This is a genomic window from Anaerobiospirillum sp. NML120449, assembly GCF_023051105.1.
GTDB lineage: Bacteria > Pseudomonadota > Gammaproteobacteria > Enterobacterales > Succinivibrionaceae > Anaerobiospirillum.
In genome coordinates this window covers 1-26,784 of the sequence record NZ_JALKIL010000023.1, presented here as the reverse complement: position 1 = coordinate 26,784, position 26,784 = coordinate 1, and the positions used below count along the sequence as shown (strand labels likewise).

Here is a 26,784-nt window from a genome sequence, read left to right as displayed (position 1 = left end):
TTACAGCCAGGATACTATGCCAGCTATAGGGGGCGTTACCTCTGCCTCTATGTGGTTGCTGCCATACCATACAGCCCCCTGCATGCCGGGCTATTGCACAATGCTGCAGCTCATGAGGCAAGGAGACCAGGTAGAACATTGAGCTTGCAGCACTGTCAATGCTGGGATTAAGTCATTTGGGCCTGCAGTCATTAATCCGCTGTCTCAGCGCAGCTGAAATAAAAACTGGCTAAGGCTGCCACAGGATTCAGATCTGATGAATGCAGCGTAAACTGCTGTTCTTTGCTCTGTCGCTCCTGCCCTGTCCCTGTTCTTGCCTTTGCCGCTGTCCCTGTTCTTGCCCAGACACTGCCCCTGCTATTGGCACTGCCACAGCTCTTTCACATGCTCTTACCCTTGTTTTGCTCTTGCTCTTGCCTCTGTTATACCCCTGTTTTTGCCCTCATGGTGCTTTAGATGCGCAATAACGACTGTCCTGAGACGCCTTCTTTCAGGCAAAAGAAAGGCGGGGACCAGCCCCGCCTTGAAATAATTCGTTAAGCAAATTCTGTATTTTACTGGCCCTGACTAAGGAGGCTCAGAGCAATGGTAGGACGCTGATTGGCCTGTGCCAGAACAGTCTGGGAAGCCTGCTGAATAATGTTATTGGCAGTCAGGGCTGCGGTCTCTTCGGCAAAATCTGTGTCTCTGATTCTGCTGCGGGCATCAGCCTCATTTTCAGAGATGGAAGCCTGGTTGCGAATAGTACTTTCCATACGATTTTGGAGAGCACCCAGCTCAGCACGCTTGGTATCAACAGCCTGAATGGCCTTGTCGATATTGGCCAGAGTGTTGGTAGCAGTCTGAGCGGTAGATACGGACCATCTTACAACACTGCCGCCGGCGCCATCAGGAATGTAAAGACCATTGCCAGCATTCTTATTACCTGCAGTCAGACCGGCCTGAGCGGCAATGCCTGACATGGAGAAGCCTTTATCCCACACCAGTGACAGCACGTCACCGGCATTGGCACCTACCTGGAAAACAATCTTAGCTGCCTGGTTATTAGCACGGCTTGGAATTAAGCTGTTTGGGTTCTTGAGGTGATCCTTATTGTTGTTTGGATCACGTGGGCCGTTAAGAACGGTCTGGCCGGCAAAGGTGGTCTGACGGGCAATACGGGTGATTTCATCAGACAGCTGGGTCACTTCTTCCTGCAGAGCCTTACGGTCTGACTCGGAATTGGTGCCGTTGGCTGCCTGTACGGCCAGCACACGAATGCGCTGGAGCATACTGGTGGTTTCGTCCAGAGCACCTTCGATGGTCTGGGCCAGAGCAATGCCGTCGTTGGTGTTGCGGTTGCCCTGATTGAGGCCGTTAATCTGAGAGGTAAGGCGGTCGGAAATCTGCAGACCGGCGGCATCGTCCTTGGCAGAATTGATTCTCAGACCTGAGGAGAGACGCTGGTAGCTGGTGTTTAAAGCCAGGGTGGAGTTCGACAATTTGCGCTGGGCATTGATGGAACTGACATTGGTATTAACGTAAAGTGCCATTTGTTTCTCACTTAGTCAGGGAACTAAGGGGAGCAAAACCACATAATCCTGACTTCCAATTTCACAATCAGAAGATTAATTCTTCTCTCATTACCCCCGTAAGAGCACCAATTGTGCCAACATCATAAAATTACATTACGCCTTGCCTTTTTACGCCTTTTTTTCATCACAGCGTGCCCTCGCCGCGCTGCTTTGCCTCTTATAAAGTGTCAGTTTTTCGCACATAAAGTACCAGTCTCCCATCTCACCAGATAATAAAGGCGGGTCATCCCCGCCTGATGCGCACGGCTGTGAGCGCCATATGCTTTCTAAAACCAGCCTGGCAGCACCTGGTAAAACCAGGAAGTTTCGGCCATAACCTGCAGCTGCCCTGCCTGTGTCATAACAATACAGCAAGGGCACTGTGTATCCCCTTTAGTAAAGTGCCCCTGCATGGAGCCCCACCTGCGTCGGCAACAGCATCATGCCCCTCATGCTTATGAGTGCTTTGCACTTATGTAAAGCCTGTCAGGCTGAGACTTATAACCACAGGTGCAGCAGCGCCTGCACACCTGGACGTTCTTAAGGCCAGCATATGCCTGATAGCCCGGCAGCGCAGGCATGGCACTGATAAAGGGGCGGCCGGCCTGGCAACCAGAAAGCAGTTTAACGCTGCTTACCGGTCTGTCGTGGCCCGGCGCCGGTGGCTTCATACCTGGAAGCGGCACAGTGCCGGTGCCGGGCGCAGTGCAGGCGTCAGGCCTGCGCTGCGCAGAGCGCTTACGTCAGCCGTGCAGCTCGTTGTAGATATGCTCGGCCATTTTGGGGCTGATGCCCGGGACCTTGCACAGCTCTTCGACACTGGCGCGCATCACCTCCTGCATGCCGCCCAGGTGCTTGAGCAGAGCCTGGCGGCGCTTTGGACCAATGCCGCTTACAGACTCGAGCTTTGAGGTGCGGCGGGCTTTGGCGCGACGGTTACGGTGACCGGTGATGGCAAAGCGATGCGATTCATCACGGATATGGATTACCAGCTGCAAGGCAGGTGAGTTTAGTCCCAGATTAATGCGCTCATGGGTAAAGGCCCTGATTAAGGTCTCAAGGCCCTCCTTACGGCCCTCACCCTTGGCAACAGCCACAATCACAGGCATGGGGGTGCTGGCATCGGCAAAGGCAGCGCTCAGCACCTCTTCGGCCTGCGCCAGCTGTCCCGGGCCACCGTCAATAAAGACCAGCTGCGGGCACTCACTGCCATCAGGGTCACGGAAGCGACGGGTGAGCACCTGATGCATGGCCGCAAAGTCATCACCCGGGGTAATGCCCTCAATGTTATAGCGCCGGTAGCGGGAGCTGTCCGGCCCCTCACGGTTAAAGACCACGCATGACCCTACGGTCAGCTCACCCATGGTATGGGAGATGTCATAGCACTCCATACGCTCAATACCGCTGATGCCAAGCAGTCTTTCCAGGTCCTCAATACGCCTGTGAGCTGTGGCACTGGAGGCCATTTTGGAGTCGAGCGATACCAGGGCATTGGTCATGGCAAGATGCAGGAACTTGCGCCTTGCGCCCCTGCTGCCCCGGTTAAAGCGCAGCGTCTTGCCAAAGCGCGCCTTAATGGCCGCGCCTATGAGCTCAAGCTCGCTCTTAGCGCTGCCGGCAGCGCCCTCAGCACCTTCTTGCGCACCTACGTCCTGAGCGCTGTCCATCTCACCTGTCAGCTCAGAAACAGGATCAGCGCTGTCAGCTGCGCCCGCACCGCCATTTTCATCAGCAGCGCCGGCCTTTTCAGCCGCTCTTTCATCAGCAACGCCGGCCTTTTCAGCCGCGCTGTCAGCAGCTGCTCCATCCGGAACCGCAGCTTTCTTCTTATGGCCACGGCGTGACCTGACAGCACCTGAGCTGTCTGCGCTGTCCGCGCTCAGCTCTGGTGTATCAGAGCCCTGCTTACTGTCGTCGGCTGCTGCAGCTGCAGAGGCTGGGCTGAGAGCATCATAGTCGTAAGCGTCTTCAGCGCAGGCGTGGCTGTCGGCCTCGTAATCGTCTGTGAGGGCGCAGTCTGCGCCGTCAGCCTCATTGCCCGGCTCAAGCTCCATCGATCTGATGCGGTCGATAAACTCACGGGCCTCGCTAAAGTCGCTATCCTTGCTGACCGGGCGTTCATAAATCCTGTGGTCAGGGCCACTGCTCTGCCCAAAGTCATTTACTGTTATGCCCCGGGCTGCACTGTCGACATCAGCATTGTCAGCATCCTGCGTATCTGAGTCTGCCGGGGAGGACAGGCCGCCTGCTGATTCATCCGGTGAGTCAGCGGCAACGGCTGAGCCTGTGCGGGCGGCGCCTGCACTGGCGGCGGCCGGGGCGGCTGGCGTCTGGTCGTAGTTGAGATCGAGCACTACCTCATCAGGGATAAGGTTAGGATGCTCATCGTTGAGGTAAAACTGGCCCACAAAGGAGAGCACCAGGTCACGGCTGCTGCGTGCCTGGTCGGACAGACGCGGGTAGAAGGAGCGGCTGCCAAAGACACGGCCATTGCGGATAAAGAGCACGTGAATACAGCCCATGCCGCCGGCCATGGCATAACCGATAATGTCTACGGGATGCTCAATGCCTGACACAATGCTGTTGCTTTCCTGAACGCGGCGTAAGGTGGTCAGCTGGTCGCGCAGTACGGCAGCCTGCTCAAACTCCATGTTCAGGGCATGCTCTTCCATCTTTTTGACCATGGTGGTGAGCAGCTCCTGATTGCGTCCCTGTAAGAACAGACGGATAAGCTCAACCTGCTCATGGTACTGACGGGTCTTTTCCTCACTCATGGGCACGCACGGTGCCAGACATTTGCCTATCTGGGCCATGAGGCAGGGACGGGAGCGGTGAGCATAGACTGTATCTTCACACTGGCGGATAGGAAAGAGACGCTGCATAAGGCGCAGACTGTCCTTGACGGCTGTTGAGTCCGGGAAAGGTCCGAAATAATCACCCTTTTTGCGGCGGGCACCACGGTGAAAGTAAATGCCCGGATGCTCATGAGCTGTGGTCAGCAGGATAAAAGGATAGGACTTGTCATCGCGCAGCAGGATATTGTAGTGAGGCTGATATTTCTTGATGAGCTCATTTTCCAGAATGAGAGCCTCGGTCTCGGAAAAGGTAACGGTAAACTCAATGCTGGCAATATGAGATACCAGAGCTGAGGTCTTAATGGTCTGATCTTTAAGAAAGTAGGAGCTCAGACGGTTTTTAAGATTACGGGCCTTACCTACGTAGATAACCTCACCCTTGCTGTTGTACATGCGGTAACAGCCCGGCAGTCCCGGCACAGTTTTCAAAAAGTCACGGTAATCAAAGGCTGCAGCCGCCTGCGCCTCATCAGCGCCCGCCCCGTCAGCACAGCTCTCCTCTGCTGCGGCACCACCGGCGGCAGCAGCCGCTGCTGCAGCTGCCGCCTCCTTAGCTGCCAGAACCACAGCGGCACTGGCATTTAAGGCCGAACCAAAGCCGTCACAGGCCTCAGAGCCTGCCACAGTGCCTGCGCTGGCACCTGTAGCTGCATCAGCTACTGCCCCGGTGGCACTACTGGAAGCAGCCGCTCCGGCAGCATTGCCGGTGGCACCTGCGCTGCGGGCCGCCTTACCCTTTTTAAGCGCACTGAGGTCAGTGGTGCGGCTGCGCGAGCGCCGGGCCGCACCGCTCAATGGCGATAAGGGACGGCTGACATCCATGGACTCAATAAAACTGTCATCACTAAGGCCATCATCATCGTCGAGCATTTCTGCATCATCAGCAGCACGGCTCCTGCGGGCACCAGGTACCCGGCCCGGCCTCTGATCACCTGAGCTTTGGACTGAACCTGCTCCATGGGCTGAACCTGTTGCACGGGCTGCCCCTGCACCACGGGCAGCTTCAGAGCCCTGGCCGGCACCTGCGGTCCTGCCAGCAGAAAGATGATTGTCATCAGCAAGAGCACAGTCAACACCATGATCAGAGGCCAGGTCATGACAGTGATCACTGTCCCTGACATGGGCCTGGTCCCTTGCCATGGCCTCATCATGTGAATCAGGCTGAATATGAGCCTCACCTTCAGGCGCAGCACCGGCACTGCCTGAATCACTGTCACTGTCCTGAGCCAGCTGCGCTGCCCTGCGGCGTTTTTGACCGGCTTTGGCCAGTGATGCCAGCTGCACTTCCTGCCTGAAGGTTCTCATCTTGTCGCTCCAATAAAGGGCCTGAGCCCGCTGATGGTAATAATCGGCAAGTTTAACAGGACAGGCCCTGACAGTGAGCCCCGGCGCGCCATTTTTTCATCGCAGCTAAAGTCTGCCGCCCCCTGCCCCCTGCTTACCTGCTCACTTCCTCAGTTATTAAGAGCTCTGCTCTGTGCTTTAGATATTAAGAGCTCTGCTCTGTGCTTTAGATATTAAGAGCTCTGCTCTGTGCTTTAGTGCTGCCCCAGGGGCTGAGGACAGTATCTCAGAGGCCTGAGCTACGTACCTCAGGTGCTGGATGGGTACAATCAGAGGGATTTTTTGGCCGGGCCAAAATGCAGTAAGGGCAGGCCGGTTACCCGGTCTGCCCTTTAGCCAGAAAGCACTCCTGATCTCTTATCCCTTCCGTATAGCCGCCGGAGGGGCAGTCAGGAGAAGCTCAGTGCAGCCTTTTAGTCCATCAGGTGGATAGCCGCCACCTGTGTGATGGTCTGTCAGGCTGTGAGCACTGTTTTTTCAGAATTACTTCTTGTCCTGACCTGCAACTGGAACTACTGCACCGTTGTACTTTTTGGTGATGAACTTTGCAGTCTCAGCTGAAGAAAGCTCATCAATCAGAACCTTGAGATCAGGGTTCTTGGCGCTCTTGGAGTTGGCCACGAGGATGTTTACATAAGGGGAGTCGGCATCTTCAATGAAGATAGCGTCCTTTAATGGATTTAAACCGGCTGGCAGAGCGTAGTTGGTGTTAATAACAGCAAAGTCCACATCAGGCAGAGCACGTGGCAGCTGGGCAGCCTCAAGCTCCTGGAACTTTAATTTCTTAGGGTTCTCAACTACATCAAGAACAGTAACGGTTACATCATCAGGGTTGGCAACCTTGATAAGACCGGCCTTGGCCAGTAATAACAGAGCACGGCCGCCATTGGTAGGGTCATTAGGGATACCAACGGAAGCACCTTCCTTAATGTCCTTAAGCTTCTTGATGCCCTTGGAGTAAATGCCCATTGGCTCAATGTGAACACCGGCAACGTTTACCAGATCAGAGCCGTGGTCCTTAACGAATACGTCGAGGTATGGCTGGTGCTGGAAGAAATTAGCGTCGAGCTCACCGTCAGATACGGCCAGGTTTGGCTGAACGTAATCATTGAACTCGGTGATCTTGAGCTCTACGCCCTTCTTGGCCAGAGCTGGCTGAACGTGCTCGAGAATCTCAGCATGAGGAACTGGAGTGGCACCCACCTTGAGAACACCGGCGTTGGCTGCAGAAAGACCGCCAAATAAGGCAGCGGCAAGAGAAACGGCTAATAAAGTATGCTTCATGACTAAATATTGCGCAGTTAACTGCGCCTCCTGAAAAAGTGAAATTCTGATTCCGCATCACTGCGGGTTGCAAAAACTATAGCACCCCAAAATAAACAAAAACAAGCCAGCCCCTGAGTACCTCATACCCGTAACGCCTGTTATCCCCAAAATGACGCACATCTCAGCCCCTGCATCAGGACGCATGCAGCTGAGCACCCGACATGTGCCCTGCAGCCCGGATAGCCCATAGAAATGGCCTGACAGCCCTGCCCTGCAGCCAGCAATACAGTCATGACAAGCATACCCGGACAGGGACTTCACTCCGGGATTGCGTCATAGATCACAAATATGCACCAAAAACGATCAACCCCCCACTCAGCCCCCATAGAACCATAACTGTCAATGCAGATGCCACGGTTAAGCCCGCCCACCACGACCTCGCCCCTTGTACAGGGAGTCAAAAAAATCGACCAGAGACAGTTATCTCTCTGGTCATTTCATAGCATATCCGGGCGTATATGTTCGGCTGCAGTCCTGATCGTATCCTCGCATATCCGGGCGTATATGTTCGGCTGCAGTCCTGATCGTATCCTCGCATATCCGGGCGTATATGTTCGGCTGCATTCCTGATTGTTTCCTCGCATATCCGGGCGTATAAACCTGTCTGCTGTCACAGCTGGCACTCTCAGCTCCGTGATGACCTGACGCCAGCATGAACAGCAAATAAGGGCCCTCATGACTTTCATCCTGCTGCCCCTGTACCTCACAACAGACAGTGAGCTGTAAACCTCCTGCCTGATTACCTCCAGCTGCTCAGGCCTGGGCAGTCAGATGCCTCACTCACTCCTTTCCACCTGACAGGCAGCGTGACAGCTTCCTTGGCCTTACAGGTGCCAGCCTAACCTGCTCCCGACTGTCAGTAAAAGTCGATAAGGTCTGACTTAGAGAGCTTTGAGCACTGTCAGGCTCAGATAAGGGAGGTATACCTGTATGCAGCGGTACTGCCTGCTGCTCTCTGGTACTTACCCACTGGCCCGGTTGCCTGAGATTCAGCTGCATGTGCTGGCGCAGCTGCTTTGTCGTGAGCAGCTGGCCCGGTTGCCTTGATTCAGCTGCTGGTACCGGGATTAGGCCTATGGCTTTGCTGCTGGTGCTGGAGCAGCTGTTTCAGACTTTGTGGCTGCCTCAGTTTTTGCTGCCGGTGCAGGAGCTGGGGCCTCAGGCCTGGTAGCCGGAGCGGCGGAGGGAGCGGCTGCTGGTGCAGAGTCAGCTGCAGCGGCAGCAGCTGCAGTGGCGGGGGCAGCTGCAGTGGCGGGGGCAGCTGGTGAGGCTGGCCTGTGCTGGCCTGCTGTGATCTGGTCTCTTACTTTGGTGATGAAGTCAGCAAGGGGCAGGGTCCAGGCAACCTTGACCTTTGTGTCTACTGGCACCAGAAATTCGCTGACACCGTACTCACAGCTGCCATTATGGCCATCGGCACGCACGGCATGCAGCCAGTCGTAGGTGTAGCCAAGGCGGGTCCATGGATATTCCTTTTGTGAGAAGTAGGAGGCAATAATGCGGGAGTTAAACCAGTTCTCAAAGATTATCGGGTCATGCATGCTGCCATGCAGGCCGGCGGCTACGGCTGTCTTGTCGGCCTTTTTCTGACTTTCAAGCTCGGCATGTACGGTGGCAAAGGAATCAGCCGGACGGGAATTATGAACATCTGAGCGATAGGCAGGACGGATAACGTCATCAGGATTTACCCACATGGCAGTGACATGGGTACTGTGGCGATCAGCAGGCATGCCCAGCATCTGATTGACGCGCACACTCCAGTCAGACACATCATGGTCATTTACGGCAAACCAGGCGGCAAATTCCTTATCGGTAAAGGTCCAGCACTGAAACTGCAGCTTCATGTCCCTGTCCTGAGGATAGGAATCAGGAAAAGCGTGGACGGTGAGCAGCAGCACCCGGCCCTGTTCGTCAAAGGTGACCATGGGATCACCACGATTAAGGCTTACAAGGGGCAACAGCTCCTCAGGCTCTACTGTAAGGGCATCTTTAACTGCATTGCGGTACAGGGTCTGATTGCTCATCTGCTCATCCTGAGAGCTGGCCTTAAGTGCGGCACAGGAGGTACGTATTAGCCTGCCCTGAGCATCACTGGACCAGAGCTGGGAAGGTACTGAAAGTGAGGTACTCTGAGCACCTGTGGTACTGGACTGACATCCGGTCATAACCAGAGCCAGACCTCCGGCAATGGCCAGAGCTGCAGTACGGCTGCAAAGTTTTTTCGTAGTCATGTAAATCTCCTCTGGTCCTGATCATATCTGAACCATACCCGGAGATCTGTGCGCGCGCCCCCACAACAGCCATGGCCGGTGTGCAGTCCCGGCAAAAAGCCCCACCATATTGCTCTAAAGCCATCTGACCCGGGCTTCTGCTGCGCGTGGTTAAGTCTCACTCCATGGGAGCACTGTCCTGAAAGCGGCATGCCTGGCTGTCCTGACGTCCGGTCATGACTGTTTACATTGCCATTCCGTCCTGATTGCAGAGCTCAGAAAAAGGACAGGCCCCTGTTACCTTAAGCCAGAGGCTGGGTACAGGGGCCTGTGGTGCCGTTACTGTGCAGCTGTAAGCTGAGCGTGCAGCCTGTCAGAGCTGAGCTCTGATGGCGGGCTATGCCGGAGGCATGGCGCTGATACAGCCGGGCTGGCTGGCAGTGCGGGCGCTGTGGCTGCCGGTGCGGGCGTTGGCGGCACGGGCGCGGGCGCTGCCTGCGCTGCAACGCCTGAGCGAGCGGCGGCCGGCTGGGCCGGACCGGCAGGTGCCTGATGGCGCCAGTGGGTCGGCCATGGCTGCCGGGGCGGGACTTGTGCTTTAGCCTGAAACGGGCTTCATGAAGGACAGGGCGCTGCTTTCAAAGCGGGCAATGTCCGCGTCGTGCTCCAGGGTCAGGTCGATGCTGTCCAGGCCGTTTAACATGCAGTTGCGGTAGAAGTCATCAAGCTCAAAGCTGTAGCTTTTGCCATTGCACAGTACTGTCATGTCCTCGAGGCTGATGGTGATTTTTTCACCTGGGCACTTTTCAAGGAAGGTGATGATTTCATTGACCTCATCGCCTGTGAGTTTGACTGTCAGCAGGCCGTTACCCAGAGCGTTGTTATTGAAGATACTGGCAAAGGACGGAGCGATTACGGCACGGAAGCCAAAATCGGTAAGGGCCCATGGGGCGTGCTCACGTGAGGAGCCGTTGCCAAAATTATCCTGAGCTACCAGCACTGAGGCGCCCTGATATTCAGGCTTGTTGAGGTTGAAGTCAGGATTTAACTGAGTTTCAGCATCATCAAGATAGCGCCAGTCGTGGAAAGCATGCTTTCCAAAACCTTTTCTGGTAGTGGCCAGCAGAAACTGCTTGGGTATGATCTGATCGGTATCGATATTGGCTGAGTTTAAAGGTACAGCCACACCTGTATGGACGGTAAACTTTTCCATGAGAACCTCTTTGACCTTCTCAGCTGTTATTTCTGCTCAATAAACTCGCGCACATCGCACAGCTGGCCCTTGATGGCACAGGCGGCTACTGAAGCCGGGCTCATCAGATGGGTGCGGGCGCCCTTGCCCTGACGGCCTACGAAGTTACGGTTGGAGGTGGAGGCTACGCGCTGACCTGCCTGAGCACGATCGTCATTCATGGCAAGGCACATGGAGCAGCCTGGCAGACGCCATTCAAAGCCGGCTTCGATAAAGATTTTATCAAGGCCCTCTTTTTCAGCCTGTGCTCTTACCCAGGCAGATCCCGGAACGGCCAGAGCACGTACCCCAGGGGCAATCTTATGTCCCTTTAAAATCTGAGCAGCGGCACGGAAGTCCTCAATACGGCCATTGGTGCATGAGCCTATGAAGGCCACATCGACACGGGCGCCGGTGAGCTTCTGCCCCTCCTTAAGGTCAATATACTCAAGGGCATCCACAAGGCTCTTGCGCACTACTGGATCACTTTGCTCTGCAGCCGATGGAATGGCCTGAGAGACACCTGTTACCTGACCTGGGTTGGTACCCCAGGTAATCTGAGGTTCGATATCATCGACATTGATATCAACCACCTTGTCAAAGACGGCATCCTCGTCGCTGTAAAGAGTCTTCCAGTGCTCTACGGCACGGTCAAAGTCCTCACCCTGAGGGGCCATCATACGGCCGCTCAGATATTCAAAGGTAGTCTCATCAGGGGCAATCATGCCTACAGGAGCACCAAATTCAATGGCCATATTGGACAGGGTCATACGGCCCTCCATGGACAGAGCGCTGATGGCCGGACCGCAGAACTCTACGGCATAGCCGGTACCGCCTGCCGTGGTGAGTTTTCCGATAATGTATAAAATCAGATCCTTGGCATACACACCAGGGCGCATGGTGCCATGGCAGTAAATCTTCATGGTCTTAAGACGGCCCTTTTTGAGTGTCTGGGTGGCCATGACGTGCTCTACCTCGGAAGTACCAATACCAAAGGCCAGAGCGCCAAAGGCACCGTGAGTGGCAGTATGACTGTCACCACAGACAAGGGTAGTACCTGGCAGAGTAAAGCCGGTCTGAGGTCCGATAATGTGGACAATACCCTGATTAGGGTCACCAAGTCCAAAGAGTTTGACACCGAACTTTTCAGTATTGCTTATAAGGGTACGAATCTGATCCTGAGCCATAGGCGAGCAGGCCTCGATAGAGCTTTCCTGAGTGGAAACATCGTGGTCCATGGTTGCCAGGGTAAGGTCAGGACGGCGCATCCTGCGATGAGCTATCTCAAGGCCGGAGAAAGCCTGAGGGGAGGTCACTTCATGTACGAGGTGACGGTCAATATACAAGGTAGGTAACTCACCTTCAGCCTGATAGACAATATGGCTGTCGTAAACCTTCTGATAAAGCGTTTTGCCCATTTGTAAAACCTGTAATTTCCAATGGTGTGCTGCACAGGCACTTCATAAGCCCAAAGGCCATGCGGCCGGCTCAGCCTGCCATGCCTGACTCTGACTCTGACTTGCCCCGCCCAGCTCTGCCCGGTCCAGGGCATTGGCCCTGGCCTGGCCGGGCCAGGAGCCTGCATGGACTGGCAGGTCCTGTCGCTGTGGACGGGACGGGATGTCCGGGCCGCCCTTACTGTAGGGGTTGGCCTTGCTGTTTGGGCTGTCCTTATGGCAAAGGCCTCGAGTGCTCCGGCCGGGCGGCCAGACATCAGCAAGGTTCCAGGTCATGATCCCCATAGTGCTGAGCAGCTCATGGGTATCCTGTAATGTCAGAGCATGGTCATGGCCTTGGCCATGGAGGCATGCTATCTGCCAAGAGACAGAGTGTGGGACCTGTGGACTGCTCATGCAGAGTCCTGACTGAAAGGTCAGGCAAAACCGGTGCAGCCAAGGCACCTCCAGTACGGCTGTAAAGCTGATAAGAACCAGGACAGTGTGCAAAAACAAAGATATTACATGGCCCTGGGTTCAATGCTCAGGGCTCAGGACTGACCTATGTCAGCTGGCCTGTTTCAGGCACTGTCTGTGTAGCTGGTGCGTCCTGATGTCAGCGGTCCGTGAGCCTTGCGGCACTGGGGTGCGTATTTCCCTCTTTAAGGGGAGTAATAACAATAGCGTTGATACCTGAAAAGATGATTTCAGGTCAGTGGTCCGAGCGTGAACCTGATGTGTCGTCTGCCCCGATAAGGGCATGATCAAAAAGACGGGCCGGTAAGCCCTGTGAGCACAGCTGCAAGTGTACTGTCCGGGGCGCTGCCCGGGCAGATACAGTGGCTGTGATCCTGCTCTCAGGTGCTGCCTGAGGGCGACCAGGCACTGCGGCCCGGGTCATCATGGTCGGTAGACCTGAATTGATGCCCACTGATTAAGGGGCCGGACGGGCTGGTAAGCCCTTCTGCCATACAGTCTGGCTTTACAGACTGATCTGGCACAGTGTGCTGGCAGACTGGTATGGCAGGTCTGTTGGGGCACAGTGTGCTGGCAGACTGACCTGGCAGTCTGCAGGGTCACAGTGTGCTGGCCGACTGGTATGGCTGGTCTGGTTAGCAGCCCTTGTTAATGGCCTCGACAATGGCATCGCCCATCTGGGCAGTGGACAGGAATGGTTCGCCCTTCTTTACCAGATCACAGGTGTAGCGGCCAGAGGACATGACGGCGCTGACGGCGTTTTCGATATCCTTTGCGGCCTGCTCCTGCTTTAAGGAGTAGCGCAGCATTAAGGCTGCACTTAAGATCTGGGCAACAGGGTTGGCAATGCCCTTGCCGGCGATGTCAGGGGCAGAGCCGCCTGCTGGCTCGTACAGACCAAAGCTGGTCTCATTGAGGCTGGCAGAGGAGAGCATGCCCATGGAGCCTGAGATCATGGCAATCTCGTCAGAAAGAATGTCACCGAACATGTTGTTGCATAAGACCACGTCAAACTGTGATGGATCCTTTACCATCTGCATGGTGGCATTGTCGATGTACATGTGGTTGAGAGCTACATCTGGATAGTCAGCGGCAACTTCCTCAACTACCTTGCGCCATAATACTGAGCTGGACAGAACATTGGCCTTGTCGATGGAGGTAACCCGCTTTGAGCGCAGACGGGCAGCATCAAAGGCTACACGGGCAATACGCTCAATCTCGTAGCGGTGATAAATCTCGGTGTCAAAGGCGTTTTCCTCGGCACCCTCTCCTGCCATGCCCTTTGGCTGACCAAAGTAGATACCGCCGGTGAGCTCACGGACACACAGAATGTCAAAGCCACGGGCAGAGATGTCAGCACGTAATGGGCTTAAGTGCTCCAGGCCCTGGAAGATGCGGGCTGGACGGAAGTTACAGAAGAGCTTGAAGTGCTTGCGCAGTGGCAGCAGTGCAGCACGCTCAGGCTGCTCCTGAACTGGAAGGGATTCCCACTTTGGACCGCCAACGGAACCAAAGAGAACAGCATCGGCCTTTTCACAGGCAGCCAGGGTTTCAGCCGGTAAGGCCTTACCATGGGCATCAATTGCAGCGCCGCCTACATCCTTGAAATCATATTTAAGGGTAAAGCCGGCACGGGCGCTGACACAGTCAAGCACCTTGATGGCCTCTTTCATAACTTCAGGGCCAATACCATCACCTGGTAATACTGCAATCTGATATTCCATACTTTTATCCTTTTGTTTGAAAGGTCCTGGGGGACCGGCTGCCCTCAGATACGGGCCTGAAAGTCTTTTGCCATGAGCGTTCCATTACCATGGAGGCAGGTCTGCCCTGTCACCATGGAAAGGGTCATGGGTCAGGCGCGGCCTCTGCTGCTGCGCTGCAGGTGCTGCCTGCACAGCAGCTTACGCTGCCGCTGCAGCTGATGGTACCACTGCACTGCATAGGCACTGCAGCCTGCCTTTATGCTCAGGTACGCCCGGAAAACTGTTCTCTACGGGGCCTGTACCTTATGGAGCTGCCGTCATACCTGATGCATGGCAATGCTCCTTTGAAAAAGACTGTCCTTTTACTGCCCCACTTTCAGTACCTTGACCTGTATCTGTGTATTGTTCAGTGCACGGCCTCGCGCCGTGCGTGGTTATGAGCCTGCAGCTGATATGCTGTGCTCATGCTCAATAAAGTGCCTGGTGTCACACCACTGTCTGTCTTACTGCCGGACATTTGTCAGCAGCTGTGGCTGACATTTAGTCAGCGGCTGTGACTGACTTTACGTCTTTCGCCTGACTGACCTTACGTCTGTCCTGCTGACACCGGGCCGGCGCTTAAGGCTCGTTTAAGCTGCAGCGACCGACACAGTGTCCCGGACCTTCGCCATGCTCCTTTTCCTGTTCGATTATCTGAGCGCGGTAAATACTGTTACAGGCATTAATAAGGGCCAGGGCCGAAGACTCAATTACGTCAGTGGAAAGTCCCTTGCCGTAATACTTTCGTCCTCTGTATAACACTACTACATCCACCTGTCCCTGCGCGTTCATACCCTCACTTGTAGCCGACAGATTATAGTCAACAAGCTCACAGTCGATGCCGGTCAGTCTGGTAATGCAGTTAAATACGGCATCCACCGGACCATCGCCGATTCCGGCGTCAGTCAGACACTGATCACCAATTTTCATCTTTACAGAGGCAGTTGGAATCACTCCCCTGTCACCGCTTATGACATTTAACTTCTCAAGGATGAACTGAGTCTTCTCTTCCATGTCATGGCCAAGGAAGAGCAGAGCCTCGAGGTCGTAGTCAAATACCTTGCCCTTGCGGTCAGCAAGCTCAAGGAAGCGGCTGTAGACATCATCAAGGTTAAAGGTCTCATCGCTGTAGCCCAGAGCATTGAGGCGGGACTTAATCATGTGACGGCCGGAGCGGGCGGTCATATGCAGATTGTTCTCCTTAAAGCCTACGCTCTCAGGAGTAATGATCTCGTAGGTGCTGCGGTTCTTGAGCACACCGTCCTGATGGATACCTGAGCTGTGAGCAAAGGCGTTGGAGCCTACAATGGCCTTGTGTGGAGGTACCTTTTCATTGCAGATACCGGCTACCATCTGGGAGGCGCGGGCGATGTTTTCAGGAACAATGCCGGTGTAAAGTCCGCCAAAGAATTCCTTTCTGGTATGCAGAGCCATGGCAACTTCCTCAAGAGAGCAGTTACCGGCACGCTCACCAAGGCCATTCATACACACCTCAACCTGACGGGCACCGTTCTGTACAGCAACCAGACTGTTGCCGGTGGCCATACCAAGGTCATTGTGGCAGTGCACGGAAATAATGGCCCTGTCGATATTTGGCACTCTGTTCATCAGAGTGTTGATAATGCCGCCAAACTCGGACGGAATGGTATAGCCCACGGTATCAGGGATATTTACAGTGGTAGCACCAGCATCAATCACGGCTTCTACCATGCGGCACAGATGATCAATTGGAGTACGGCCGGCATCCTCACAGGAAAACTCAACATCACAGGTGTAGTTGCGGGCGCGTTTGACGGCTGCTACAGCCATGGCGCAGATATCATCAAAGCTCTTGCGCAGCTTGTCCTGAACATGGATGTCTGAGGTGGCAATAAAGGTATGGATACGAAAACGCTCGCAGTTTGACAGTGCATCGCGTACTGCATCAATGTCCCTGTCAACGGCACGGGACAGACCGCAAGGAACAGCGTTCCTGAGGTTTTCGCCAATGAGCTTTACCGACTGGAAATCGCCAGGAGAGGAAACAGGGAAACCGGCTTCGATTACGTCAACACCAAGCTGTTCGAGCATAAGAGCAATCTGCAGTTTCTGCTTTGCATTTAGCGACTGCTGCAGAGCCTGCTCACCATCGCGCAGTGTGGTGTCAAAGATAATCACTCGATTTTTGTCTTTGTTTTCCATAATTAAGATCCTGACTTGACGTCCCCATCAGCCCGCCCGGCTTCACCAGGCTCCCGGCCCGACCGGCCCTGCCGGCCAAGGCCTGCGCCCCTGAGCCTGTCGGCTCAGCGCCACCTGACAGGCCGCCAGTCATCAGGCCGACGCTGCCGTCTGTGGGAGCCCGGGCTCATGCTGCTGCCGCAAGGGCAGACTGATGACTCCTATGGACTTGGTTGTTTATTACAGCTGCACCGGCACTAACAGCCATATAAGGCCTGTGTCTGCCTGCCGGCCATACTGTCATGCCTGACAGGAGGTTCAGCATGTCAGGCTGATATCCGTCCTGCCTGACTGACCTGCCGGGCGGGTATTTCACCCTGCCGTACCGACCTGCCGGGCGGGTATTTCGCCCTGCCGTACCGACCTGCCGGGCGGGTATTTCGCCCTGCCGTACCGGCTGTCTGTGCGGCCAGTATGTGCAGCTGCAGATTAAAAAGGCATAAAAAAAGGACCTTGGCTTGATGCTCAGGGTCCCGATTAAGATCATCTTCGTCTGACAATTAAGAATATGGTCACACTATACCCTGGCAACTTCAGTTAATAAGTCGAAGAATCAGGGTAAGGATAAACATGAATATTGCCTCCAGTGGCGATGATCGTTGTGAGGAGCTGCCGCGACTGACGGTATGCAGTCCCTGCCAGTTACTGCTGCGTGGTGGTGGTTAAGGCAACAGGCCTTGGGCTTGTGCCCTGCAGTAACAGTAAAAACAGCTGATGTTTCGATTTGATGGTTATCAGCTTACAGGTCATTGGCAGCAAGCTCAAATATGAAAGCCCTTTTGCACCACAAAAACGCGCATTTGGGCCACTTGCACCCTTATTTTTCCCATCCAGCCCCAAAATAATGCATCCATGGTCACCATCATGCAGCACAAAACCATAAAAAAAGCAGTTTCCCGGCAAAGGAAACTGCCTTTTTCATCTGCGCCCCTTCAGACCGCCACCAGGCCCAGCCCTGAACAGCCTGGCACATTGGCTATCCCGGTCAGTCCTGCCCCGGTCAGCCGTACCACGGGACAGCCAACGAGCAGGCAGCCCCGCAGCCTGTAAGAAGGTCAGCTGGTCATGATGGGCCTGTTAGACTGTCAGGACCGGTGAGCCTTAGGCGTTGTCGTCAGCGTTCTGTGGAGCTACCAGTCTTGCCATGGAGTCATCAAGGATTTCCTTGCGGGTAACTGGACGGCCCAGCTTCTGGCTGAGGTAAATGCCCTGAGCAATGAGCATGCAGCCCTGAGCTGACTCAATGGAGTTGCGCAGGCGGACATTCATGCCATCACGCTTATTTTCAATGGCGTGAATCATTTCCTTTAACTGCTCGGCAAAGAAGTGATGGGAGAAGTTTTCAGGAGTTATGCCCTCATAATCGCTGCGGGCATAATTGGCCATGGTCTCGTCACTTTCAAGAGTGAAGACGTCATTGCATGGATGGAAGCTGCTTGGTCTGATACCGGCCTCAGCCTCAACACCGCCATGGGTCTTAATACCAAGGGTATGGCCATTGGTTCCTACAATGTGCACACAGGTGCTCTGAGCAGGATTGACGCTGTTGGAGACAATGATGGAGGCTGTTACACCTGACTCGAAAGTAACAATGGCCTGAGCGGTATCGTCCACCTCAATGTAAGGGTGGTTTACATTACGCCATATACCGTAAACAGAGGATACCTTGCCAAGGAAGTAGCAGAGCAGATCGAGCTCATGCACAGACTGGTTTACCAGCACACCGCCGCCTTCATACTCCCAGGTGCCGCGCCAGGTGTTAGAGCGGTAGTAAGCCTCATCACGCCAGGCCTGCACATTGACAATACCGAAAGCTGGAACAATGCGGCCATCATCAATAGCGTTCTTGATGCGCTCGGTAGGACGGAAGAAGCGGCTCTGAGAAATTACAGAAACCAGAGCTCCGGTGCGCTGAGCCTCTTCGAGCAGATAAGCTGACTTGGCAAGAGAAATATCCAGTGGCTTCTCAATAATGCAGTGAATACCACGGCGCACAGCCAGACAGGCAATATCCACATGAGTTATGTGAGGAGTGGTTACATAGATCAGATCAGGCTTGACTGTATCGAGCATTAAAGGAAGCTCGTCAAACACTGTGGTATAGAGCTCTGCCGGAGGAACACCCTCACGGCCACTGAAAGAGCTCAGAAACAGCATGGCCTTTTCAATGTTGTGGTTACAGACACCGACCAGTTCCTGACTGCACTCAAGAATTGCCTCAACATGCTGTCTGGCAATATTACCGGTACCTACCAGGGCAATGCGTAACTTCACCATATTAAAACCTTAAATATCAATGCCTCAGCGTCTCCACCAGGAGGAGCGGCTGTATTGGTAAACAGTTGCGTCTGTGCATATCAGAAATGGCATGGACGGCATGCAAAACCACCTGTCATCGTGGGGCAGCCAGAATTGGAGCTGCGACCCATTGCGGTCTTATGACCGCATCTACTGCAGCACCACACCGGCTGCAAATTATGCCATTTGCTTTATGCGTACCTTTTCAGGTCCTGGGCAGATCATAACTGTCAGAAATGCAGCTGAGCAGTGCTGCGCTGCGCAACGAAAATTTCGTGTACTGAAAACCTGAGCCGCTTCCCCTCAAAGCAGTTGCATACAGAGGGCAGCCTCAGAGATATGGATTAAGCCCGATATATGGCGGGCTTTGGATTATACCGCAGCATCAGGAGCTTTTTCCGCTGCAGCCAAGGCACCAGCACGAGCCTCAGGCTGCCAGCATCTACAGCACCGTCTACGGGGCCCCTCAACGCCCACTCAAGGGCCCTTAAAGGGCCATCAGGGCCTGCGTCATGCAGCAGATGCCCGGTCATGCTGATGCGTCCAGCAGCCTTTCTTACCGACAGTAACAGGCTGCAATAATACAACACATCCATCAATCTTTGTTAATCTGTTGCTATAAATAGTGGCCATACTCCACGGCCTGTGGCGTTTTTGCTTCTGCGCAAGACTCAAAAGTTAATATCTATAGCTGTTAGACAGCCCCTGGGATAATAGTTCACAGCCTCAGAGTGGTCACTTATTAAAATTGAGATCTGCCTAACGTTTTTTCCCGTTACGGTTACATTGAATTATGTGAGCTAAGGCCTGAAAAATTGACAAAAATGCTGTCTGTACGGCACAAACTTGTATCAGAACCTCAATAAATCTGTATAAGCAGGCTTTGATGATCTACAATTAAAGTTTATTCCTGGAATGAGGTCACATGCCCTTTGCGTCAGCTTTTCCACTGACGATACATTCCTGTCCATGTTTAGAGACATCAAAAGTTTTTGCTAATCCGCATTAATGCTGATTTCAGGAGTCTGATCTTGTCCGCAAAAGTGTCAGCCACTCTGGCCTGCAAGGCCGCTCACAGAAACTCTGTTCTTCCGGCCCTAAATTTACCTGGCAAATCACTGCTGCCATCGGTCACACTGCTCAGTCGTGCTCTGAGAAGTGCTGTCGGTATGGCTTTCTGCTCATGCGTGCTTCTGAGCAACCCTGCCAGCGCTTATACCATCCAGGGACCGCGCTACAGCTCCCCACCTCAGCAACAGCAGCCTGAAAAGGCCGACCAGCCTGTCAATCCAGGCGCTCAGCTGTCACCTGAAGAGCAGAAAATTGCCAAAGAACAGGCAGATTTTCATAAGAAGATCCAGTTCAGCATTACCCCTAATCCTGAGCTTGAGAACAAGGAAATCAAGAACATAGTTGAGGCAGGTGAAGTGCCTCTGCTGCTCTATGGAAATACTCAGCTCAACCAGTTCCTGGGCTGTATCAACTGCTCGCCACGCTTTAACATCTCTATCTGGAACATGAAGGGCCCTTATGGCTCTAATCGTGGTGACTTCAGTATGTGGAACACTCACTTTGAATTTGGCAATGTCCAGTCAAAGGTTTGCCCATGGAACCGCTTTGCCTCCAATCCACCTGCTGTTGTTGATCCTTCAGGCAGGTTTTACGGCTTCCTGACTACCAACAACAGCATCAATAACCACTTCCAGAACAACTTCTCAGCTACTCTGTTCATGGATCATGCTGCCATTGGTCTTACCCCTCAGTCATGGTTTGAAAGAACCTATGAGGCCCATCTTCGTGATGGTCAGGCCACGGTGCCACTGGCAGAGCTCATTGCCATTGCCAGGCCTGTAGCAAAGCAGGATCGACTGCTGCCAGCCTCAGCCAGCCAGTTCCCGGGAGAGGCAGATCCTGCCTTTGGTCAGCCTGTCTATGAGGCTAATAGAGATATTGCTCCTGCCTTTAACGACACAGCCTATGACCACTCTCAGGCTCAGGCTAATGCCCCGGCAGAGGCCTTCCCTGCTCAGAGCTTCAGTCAGCAGCTGCCTGATCCTCAACAGCCTGAGCAGCTGCAGATGCAGCCACAGCCACAACCTGAGCAGCCAAATCAGGTTCAGCCTCAGCCAGCCGTGCCAATGCAGGAAGAGATGCTTGCCACCCAGCCGCAGCCAGCTCCTCAACCATTAGAGCCGGCTGATGCCCAGCAACAGGATATTCACCTGCTGCAACAGCAACAAATCAGGCAAATGCAGCAGATGCAGGCCATGCAGGCCCAGCAGCCCCTGCAGGCCCATGCTCCCCAGCAAATAGAGCAGCATGCAGCCCAGCAGGCCGCTGCCCAGACCAGTCAGGACCAGCAACAGCAGTTGCAATTACAGCAGATGCAGCAGCTTCAGGCCATGCAGGCTCAGCAGGAACTGCAAGCCCAACAGGCTCTCCAGGCCCAGCAAGCTCAACAGGCTCTCCAGGCTCAGCAAGCTCAACAGGCTCTCCAGGCTCAGCAAGCTCAACAGGCTCAACAGGCCATGCAGGCCCAGCAGGCAGCCCAGCAAGCTCAAAACTATAACCAGCCAGTTGAGCAGTACCAGGGCTATGGCGCACCTGCTCAGCCGTCAAACGTTCCTACAGAGACTGTTCCGCCAGAAGAGTCTGATTACAATGGCCCATTTAAGTTTCCTTAGGCCGGTTAATCACTGAAATGACATAGCAGTGCCATAGCGGATGCAAGTCAATGGCGGATGCAAGTCCGCACCTGAATACAAAGGGCTGACCTCAGGGTCAGCCCTTTGTATTTACGCTACTCATAAATCGTAAAATGACCGGACCACATCGGTTTACATTAAACTGATTCATATACATATATGGGTGACAGAATAAATACTAAGAAGACACACATTGATAAAGGCAATCGGCAAAAAAATGCCATTTAGCCTCCTGCCTGTGTGTTTTACTGAAAGCAATCAATACAAGGTATCCAAATACCATTTAAGCAGGACAATATGAGCACTGATCTGATAATGCACTAAACTGTAATTACATGGGCTTTGGAAAGCATTGTAAAAGACTCATAAATATGTTCATGAGTAATTTTGGCCTGCATGTTGCTGAACGCTCTTTAACAATATGTAGAAAGCTCTGCTCAATATTTCCATTGCATAGATGCATGGAACAGAGACGACCCTGATAAAAAGGTCGCTCTTTCTACCCAGATAAGGAGAAAAGAAATGGCCCTGTACGTTAATACGAATGTGTCGTCCATCAATGCTCAGCGCAAGCTGAGTAATGCAACTCTGAGCTTAAACACCTCATACCAGCGCCTCTCATCAGGCCTGAGAATCAACTCCGCCAAGGATGACGCAGCCGGTCTTCAGATTTCAGATCGTCTCACAACTCAGATTAATGGTTTAAATCAGGGTAACCGTAATACCAACGACGGCATTGCACTTGCTCAGACTATCGAAGGTGCCCTGGACGAAACTACCAACATGCTGCAGCGTATCCGTGTGCTGGCTGTACAGTCTGCCAACGGCACCAACTCTGCTGCAGACCGTAAGGCTCTGCAGGAAGAGGTAGTCCAGCTGTCCCAGGAAATCAGCCGTATTGCCAAGCAAACTACTTTTGCCGGTCAGGCAATTCTTGATGGAGCCAAAGTTGGTCTTATTCCATCTAATGGTCAGCTTAAATTCCAGGTAGGCGCAAATGCAGGCAACACACTGTCACTTAACTGGTCATTAGCTTTTCATCTTACTGGAATTGCATGTCAGGCTGGTGTAAAAGCTGAAATGAAGAAAGGCTTCACCACTGTTAAGGTAGACAACAAAAATGTGGCTGTATTCACTGTAGAAACAGCCTCAAAAGCTACCTATGTCCTGGAGAATATCGACAAGCTTATCCAGGCTGTAGACTCCAAGCGCGCCGGCCTTGGTGCTTTACAAAATCGAATGGAAAGCACTATCCGTAATCAGGCTAATATTTCAGAAAACCAGTCCGATGCCCGCAGCCGCATAAGAGACACAGACTTTGCCTCTGAGACAGCCGCTCTGACTCAGAACAACATCATCCAGCAGGCTTCTCAGAGCGTTCTGGCCCAGGCCAACCAGCGTCCTACTATTGCTCTGAGCCTCTTAGGTCAGTAATACAAAACCAGAAACATAATCTTTCTCTCTTTTCATCTAGGCGGACCATGGTCCGCCTTTTTGCTGCCTGTTATCCATGAGGAGAGACGAATAACCTTGGACAGGCAAAAAACACGACAATCTACCAGGGGCTATCAATATCATATCAAGGCGCAACACACATGGCATGATGGATAAAAGATAAAAATTAAGGCAACCAGCCGTCCTTAAATACTATAAACACGGCGCTTATCAGCATACTTTTCCTTATTGCAATGTTTCTATACGTATGTTATGGCCTGCATGTTGCAAAAATCGCCCTCAACAGAAACACAACGATCTGCAGACATTTAAGTGCAGACATAAACAGTAATCAGAGCCTGATGGCACTCAATGTATATGTTTCTGTACGATAAAGGAGAAAAATATGGCCTTATACGTTAATACGAACGTCTCTTCCATCAATGATGGGGCGGCCCCCTATGGTACAATAAATAGGCCGGGGGCAAGCGCAGCTTGACCCCGGCCTGATTACAGGGGATAAACATGGCCACCAAGGAAACCTCCGTTGAGGGTATTCTCACCAGGGAACAATGTGATAAGTTTTTGGAGCTTGTCAGGGAGCACAAGACGGTTTTTGAGATTGCTCAGGAACTTCATTACAGCAAGGCTCGAATCCAGGATTTCATTACCTGGCTGAAAATCAATGGACCAGAACGGTTCATTGATGCTTTCGTGCATGACAGGTTTAAGAAATACACGCCTTATGAGATGGCCTGCATTGTTGAAACGAAGATCGCCTTCAACCTGACGATCAGTCAGGTATGCGCCGCATTCCAGACCAAAGAGTATTTCATCCAGAAAATGCTCAATGAGCGCAAAGCCAAAGGCCATCCACTTCTTTCAGCAATCCCTCTTGAGCTGCCGCAAACTCAACGCCACGAATTCACTGGAACATACCAAAGAAACAACTGGAAGCGTATCGCTGATCATGCTTCACTTGGTTATGACCCGGAAAGGCTTGACTGTCAGAACCTGCCCCTGGACTTCAAAGGCAGGCCGGACCTTGCTGCTGATGATGACTCGCTTGATGCCGGAGTCTCATACACCCTGCCTGCTGAAAGAAACACAATGCCTTCAGACAGCAGAGAAATCACCGGCATTGAAAGAAACGACGAAGGATATAACTCAAAGGGCGAGTTTGTAGGTAAATCAACTCTGCGCTTTCAGCATTGCCGTGGTCAGCGCAGGCGCGGCCATGAGTCAAACAAGGATGATGCCCGCCCGGCCTCAGCAGACTTCAATGCTGAGGAGTACCGTATTTCTCAGCTTTGTAAGGGAATCTCCATTGATGACAAGGATGCACTCGAGCATGCCATCGATGAAGTCTGCGGCATTATGCACGCAAGAGGTGAACGCGATGCTGCAGAGCTGAATGATCAGGCAGCTGCTGCACTGCAGGACGCAATTGAAGCAAGCGAGAGATGTCTGAAAGATGTCATGGAACGTCAGAAGGGAATATCTGCTGCAGAAGTAGATGTTAATGCATGGGACAACGTTGGACGCAAACCGGACATCAATGTCAACTCAGATGGCTTTGACGACCTTCCTGTGCGTATACAGCTTGAAGCTTACAAAACGGCTTACAGGCGTATGACGCATCAGGTTGCTGTCAAAGACATGCTTATCCAGGAGCTTGAAAAAAAAAATCTCCAAGGAAGAGAGGCAGAGCTGACTAATGAAGAGCGCTACATCATTGCCAGCGCATACATCAGAGTCACTGAGCAGCCAGTAAGTGATGTTGCCTGCTCGGCCGGACTGTCCAGACGTCAGTACTATCACTATCAGGAGGTTATGACTGACGGCAAAAGAGCAGATCACAAGCATGACCGCATCAAAGCCTCAATCAGAGTTCTTTTTGAAGTCTCCGGAGGAACCATAGGCCCGGGACGAATCACTTACAATCTTCCTGATTACTGCAATGTAGCCCCCGGCTATGACCTTGTAGTAAGACTCATGAAAGAGATGAATCTTTCCCCTGGAAAAACAAGGCGCAAAACCAAGATCAACACCTATTCAGGAGAGAGTTCTACTGCCGCAAAAAACATCACTCATAGAGCCAGCAAGGCTGATTCTCCAGCTACTCTTGTGGCTGGTGATATTACTCAGATTGATGTTGTTGTTAATCGCCACAAGGTCAAGCTGTTTGCCAGCGCTTTCAAGGATTTTGGCACCGAAAAAGTCCTCTCTTACAGCATCAGCTCTCGCACCCCTGTTTCTTTCGTATCAAACCATTACAAGGACATGGTAGATGAGCACTTCCAGCATTGCGGTACCAAGATTGTTCATACCGACAGGGGTGTTCACTACATGTCAGAGCCGTTCGCAAACATAAGCGAAGACAGTGGTGTAACAAGAAGCATGTCCAATAAGGGCAGCTCACTTGATAATGGCAAGCTTGAGCAGCTCTGGGCTGCCATGAAGAAAACAGCTCTTTATGGCCGGTTCTTTGACAACATCGAAAGCGTGCTCACATCCCTTGCTTCCTACTTTGAAATGGTAAATTCCGGTTTCTTCAGACCAGTAAAGTCTGTTTACGGTACCGATTATCCAAGGCCTGTTCTTAAAAAGAGCCAGTCTGTAGAAGACTTCCAAAAGGAGATGGACAGGTGGAAGCGTGGAAACAAGGTTGTTCACATGATTTCCAAAGGGCATGGCGCTGACAATGTAAGGTGCCCTCCATCCAAAAACCACCTTTTTTGCCAGGTGGTTGATGAGATTATGGAGAAAAATCTCGATCTGATGCCTTCAAAGGCATTTGAGTATGCCAGAGCAAGATATAACGAACTTGCTGCCAGTTACGACAAGCAGATTAAAAAAGAGAGAAAGAGAATGCAGAAAGGTGGGTAACCAGCTTTCTGCGTCCCCGCTGCAGAATTTTCCAGGGGAAACTCCTTCTTAATTCGTCTGTCTTTTCAATTGTTCCACGACTCTACAGTGATTATTTTACCGCTTAAAATAGAGCTTTCAGCTTATGCGGTTCCATACATTGCTCACTGCCTGAGGCATTGTTCCACGGCTTTCATAACGCCGTGGAACAACTGTTGAAAAATGTTCCACGACCTGTTTTGAGCTCCGTAGAACATTTTCACTTAATTGTTCCACACCACAATTTTGCCCATGTGGAACATTTGTGCTGAATTGTTCCACGGCAATTTTACCCTCACGTGGAACATTTTTGCTTAATTGTTCCACGGCAATTTTACCCTCACGTGGAACATTTTTGCTTAATTGTTCCACGAGCGTTTTCGCCTCTGTGGAACATTTCTTTACGATTGTTCCACGGTATCTTTTAACCGCATATAACATCTTGTCACCTGCCGAGAGCATAACGCGTGTTTTTCAGATGCTCTTGTGCTCCATGCAACTTCTGATATTTAACAGAAGTCAGGCACGCAGGGCCAGCCTGGCGGCTCAGTAAGCGGCACGGCGCATCAGGGCATGTCAGCCCTCCAGAGGCTGCTTGATAGGCTCAGGGTGCAGCACAGCGCATCCGGTCCAGTCATCCCCACAAAGCACGCTGAAAGGCTCAGATAGCGAGCTCAGAGCATCCTGACCAGTCATCCCCACAAAGCACGCTGAAAGGCTCAGATAGCGAGCTCAGAGCATCCTGACCAGTCATCCCCGCACATAGCATGCTGAAAGGCTGTGGAAGCCAACCAGGCACATCAGAACCGCTCATTCCCCATAGCCTCAGCTGGGACTCTCAGGAAACAGCACTATCGGAGCTGCTGCTGTCAGACAAGCATCTGATACAGCGTAAATCGTTACCCAACAAGAGCTTCATGAGCACAGGTTATTCGTACGGTCTGCAGGCGGGAGAGGGAGAGTCTTTTAAAGCACGGTATTCCGCCCTGTCAGATTTCTGTCAATAATTTTGCATGGTAATCATAAGATTTTCAGAGCTATGG

13 protein-coding genes are annotated in these 26,784 nt (G+C 52.7%); 3 read left to right on the top strand and 10 right to left on the bottom strand.

Translation table 11 applies throughout. The features are described 5' to 3' along the window. Positions 1 to 554: 554 nt before the first annotated feature. From MXE41_RS07745 to MXE41_RS07705, 9 genes are all read right to left on the bottom strand, one after another. Positions 555 to 1,532, bottom strand: a complete 978-nt coding sequence (locus MXE41_RS07745) for a flagellin (RefSeq protein WP_247100087.1) — start codon at positions 1,530 to 1,532, stop codon at positions 555 to 557. A 764-nt stretch (positions 1,533 to 2,296) separates the two neighbouring features. Further along, complete coding sequence (gene uvrC / locus MXE41_RS07740; protein ID WP_247100086.1) at positions 2,297 to 5,713, bottom strand: excinuclease ABC subunit UvrC; 3,417 nt, start codon at positions 5,711 to 5,713, stop codon at positions 2,297 to 2,299. 522 nt (positions 5,714 to 6,235) lie between these two features. Then, on the bottom strand, positions 6,236 to 7,036 hold the full coding sequence (locus MXE41_RS07735) for a MetQ/NlpA family ABC transporter substrate-binding protein (RefSeq protein ID WP_247100085.1): 801 nt from the start codon (positions 7,034 to 7,036) through the stop codon (positions 6,236 to 6,238). A gap of 1,115 nt (positions 7,037 to 8,151) precedes the next feature. Continuing rightward, entirely contained in the window at positions 8,152 to 9,309 is a 1,158-nt protein-coding gene (locus MXE41_RS07730; RefSeq protein ID WP_247100084.1) for a hypothetical protein, read from the bottom strand. Positions 9,310 to 9,886: 577 nt separating this feature from the next. Then, positions 9,887 to 10,501, bottom strand: coding sequence for a 3-isopropylmalate dehydratase small subunit (gene leuD / locus MXE41_RS07725; protein WP_247100083.1), 615 nt, complete (start codon positions 10,499 to 10,501; stop codon positions 9,887 to 9,889). 26 nt (positions 10,502 to 10,527) lie between these two features. Further along, positions 10,528 to 11,937 carry a 3-isopropylmalate dehydratase large subunit gene (gene leuC / locus MXE41_RS07720; protein ID WP_247100082.1) on the bottom strand — a complete coding sequence of 470 codons (1,410 nt, stop codon included), beginning with the start codon at positions 11,935 to 11,937 and terminating at the stop codon, positions 10,528 to 10,530. A 1,130-nt stretch (positions 11,938 to 13,067) separates the two neighbouring features. Next, positions 13,068 to 14,156: a 3-isopropylmalate dehydrogenase gene (leuB, locus tag MXE41_RS07715; RefSeq protein WP_247100081.1), complete on the bottom strand. Its 1,089-nt coding sequence runs from the start codon at positions 14,154 to 14,156 to the stop codon at positions 13,068 to 13,070. Positions 14,157 to 14,756: 600 nt separating this feature from the next. Then, positions 14,757 to 16,358, bottom strand: coding sequence for a 2-isopropylmalate synthase (leuA, locus tag MXE41_RS07710; RefSeq protein WP_247100080.1), 1,602 nt, complete (start codon positions 16,356 to 16,358; stop codon positions 14,757 to 14,759). A 1,140-nt stretch (positions 16,359 to 17,498) separates the two neighbouring features. Further along, entirely contained in the window at positions 17,499 to 18,674 is a 1,176-nt protein-coding gene (locus tag MXE41_RS07705; protein ID WP_247100079.1) for a Gfo/Idh/MocA family oxidoreductase, read from the bottom strand. 1,052 nt (positions 18,675 to 19,726) lie between these two features. Here MXE41_RS07705 and MXE41_RS07700 point away from each other — a divergent pair. From MXE41_RS07700 to MXE41_RS07690, 3 genes are all read left to right on the top strand, one after another. Further along, positions 19,727 to 21,379 (top strand): hypothetical protein, encoded by a 1,653-nt coding sequence (locus MXE41_RS07700; RefSeq protein WP_247100078.1) that lies wholly within the window; start codon positions 19,727 to 19,729, stop codon positions 21,377 to 21,379. A gap of 543 nt (positions 21,380 to 21,922) precedes the next feature. Beyond that, positions 21,923 to 22,834 (top strand): flagellin, encoded by a 912-nt coding sequence (locus tag MXE41_RS07695; protein WP_247100077.1) that lies wholly within the window; start codon positions 21,923 to 21,925, stop codon positions 22,832 to 22,834. Between the two features lie 525 nt (positions 22,835 to 23,359). Beyond that, positions 23,360 to 25,723, top strand: coding sequence for a hypothetical protein (locus MXE41_RS07690; protein ID WP_247100076.1), 2,364 nt, complete (start codon positions 23,360 to 23,362; stop codon positions 25,721 to 25,723). Positions 25,724 to 25,840: 117 nt separating this feature from the next. Here MXE41_RS07690 and MXE41_RS07685 read toward each other — a convergent pair whose 3' ends face one another. After that, positions 25,841 to 26,182, bottom strand: coding sequence for a hypothetical protein (locus MXE41_RS07685; protein ID WP_247100075.1), 342 nt, complete (start codon positions 26,180 to 26,182; stop codon positions 25,841 to 25,843). Between the last annotated feature and the right edge of the window lie 602 nt (positions 26,183 to 26,784).

Excerpts from the sequence above, each read along its gene's own strand:
- leuA (WP_247100080.1), bottom strand. The coding sequence starts at position 16,358 with ATGGAAAACAAAGACAAAAATCGAGTGATTATCTTTGACACCACACTG.
- MXE41_RS07685 (WP_247100075.1), bottom strand. The coding sequence starts at position 26,182 with ATGTTATATGCGGTTAAAAGATACCGTGGAACAATCGTAAAGAAATGT.
- leuC (WP_247100082.1), bottom strand. The coding sequence starts at position 11,937 with ATGGGCAAAACGCTTTATCAGAAGGTTTACGACAGCCATATTGTCTAT.
- MXE41_RS07735 (WP_247100085.1), bottom strand. The coding sequence starts at position 7,036 with ATGAAGCATACTTTATTAGCCGTTTCTCTTGCCGCTGCCTTATTTGGC.
- leuD (WP_247100083.1), bottom strand. The coding sequence starts at position 10,501 with ATGGAAAAGTTTACCGTCCATACAGGTGTGGCTGTACCTTTAAACTCA.
- leuB (WP_247100081.1), bottom strand. The coding sequence starts at position 14,156 with ATGGAATATCAGATTGCAGTATTACCAGGTGATGGTATTGGCCCTGAA.
- MXE41_RS07690 (WP_247100076.1), top strand. The coding sequence starts at position 23,360 with ATGGCCACCAAGGAAACCTCCGTTGAGGGTATTCTCACCAGGGAACAA.
- MXE41_RS07730 (WP_247100084.1), bottom strand. The coding sequence starts at position 9,309 with ATGACTACGAAAAAACTTTGCAGCCGTACTGCAGCTCTGGCCATTGCC.
- MXE41_RS07695 (WP_247100077.1), top strand. The coding sequence starts at position 21,923 with ATGGCCCTGTACGTTAATACGAATGTGTCGTCCATCAATGCTCAGCGC.
- MXE41_RS07705 (WP_247100079.1), bottom strand. The coding sequence starts at position 18,674 with ATGGTGAAGTTACGCATTGCCCTGGTAGGTACCGGTAATATTGCCAGA.
- uvrC (WP_247100086.1), bottom strand. The coding sequence starts at position 5,713 with ATGAGAACCTTCAGGCAGGAAGTGCAGCTGGCATCACTGGCCAAAGCC.
- MXE41_RS07745 (WP_247100087.1), bottom strand. The coding sequence starts at position 1,532 with ATGGCACTTTACGTTAATACCAATGTCAGTTCCATCAATGCCCAGCGC.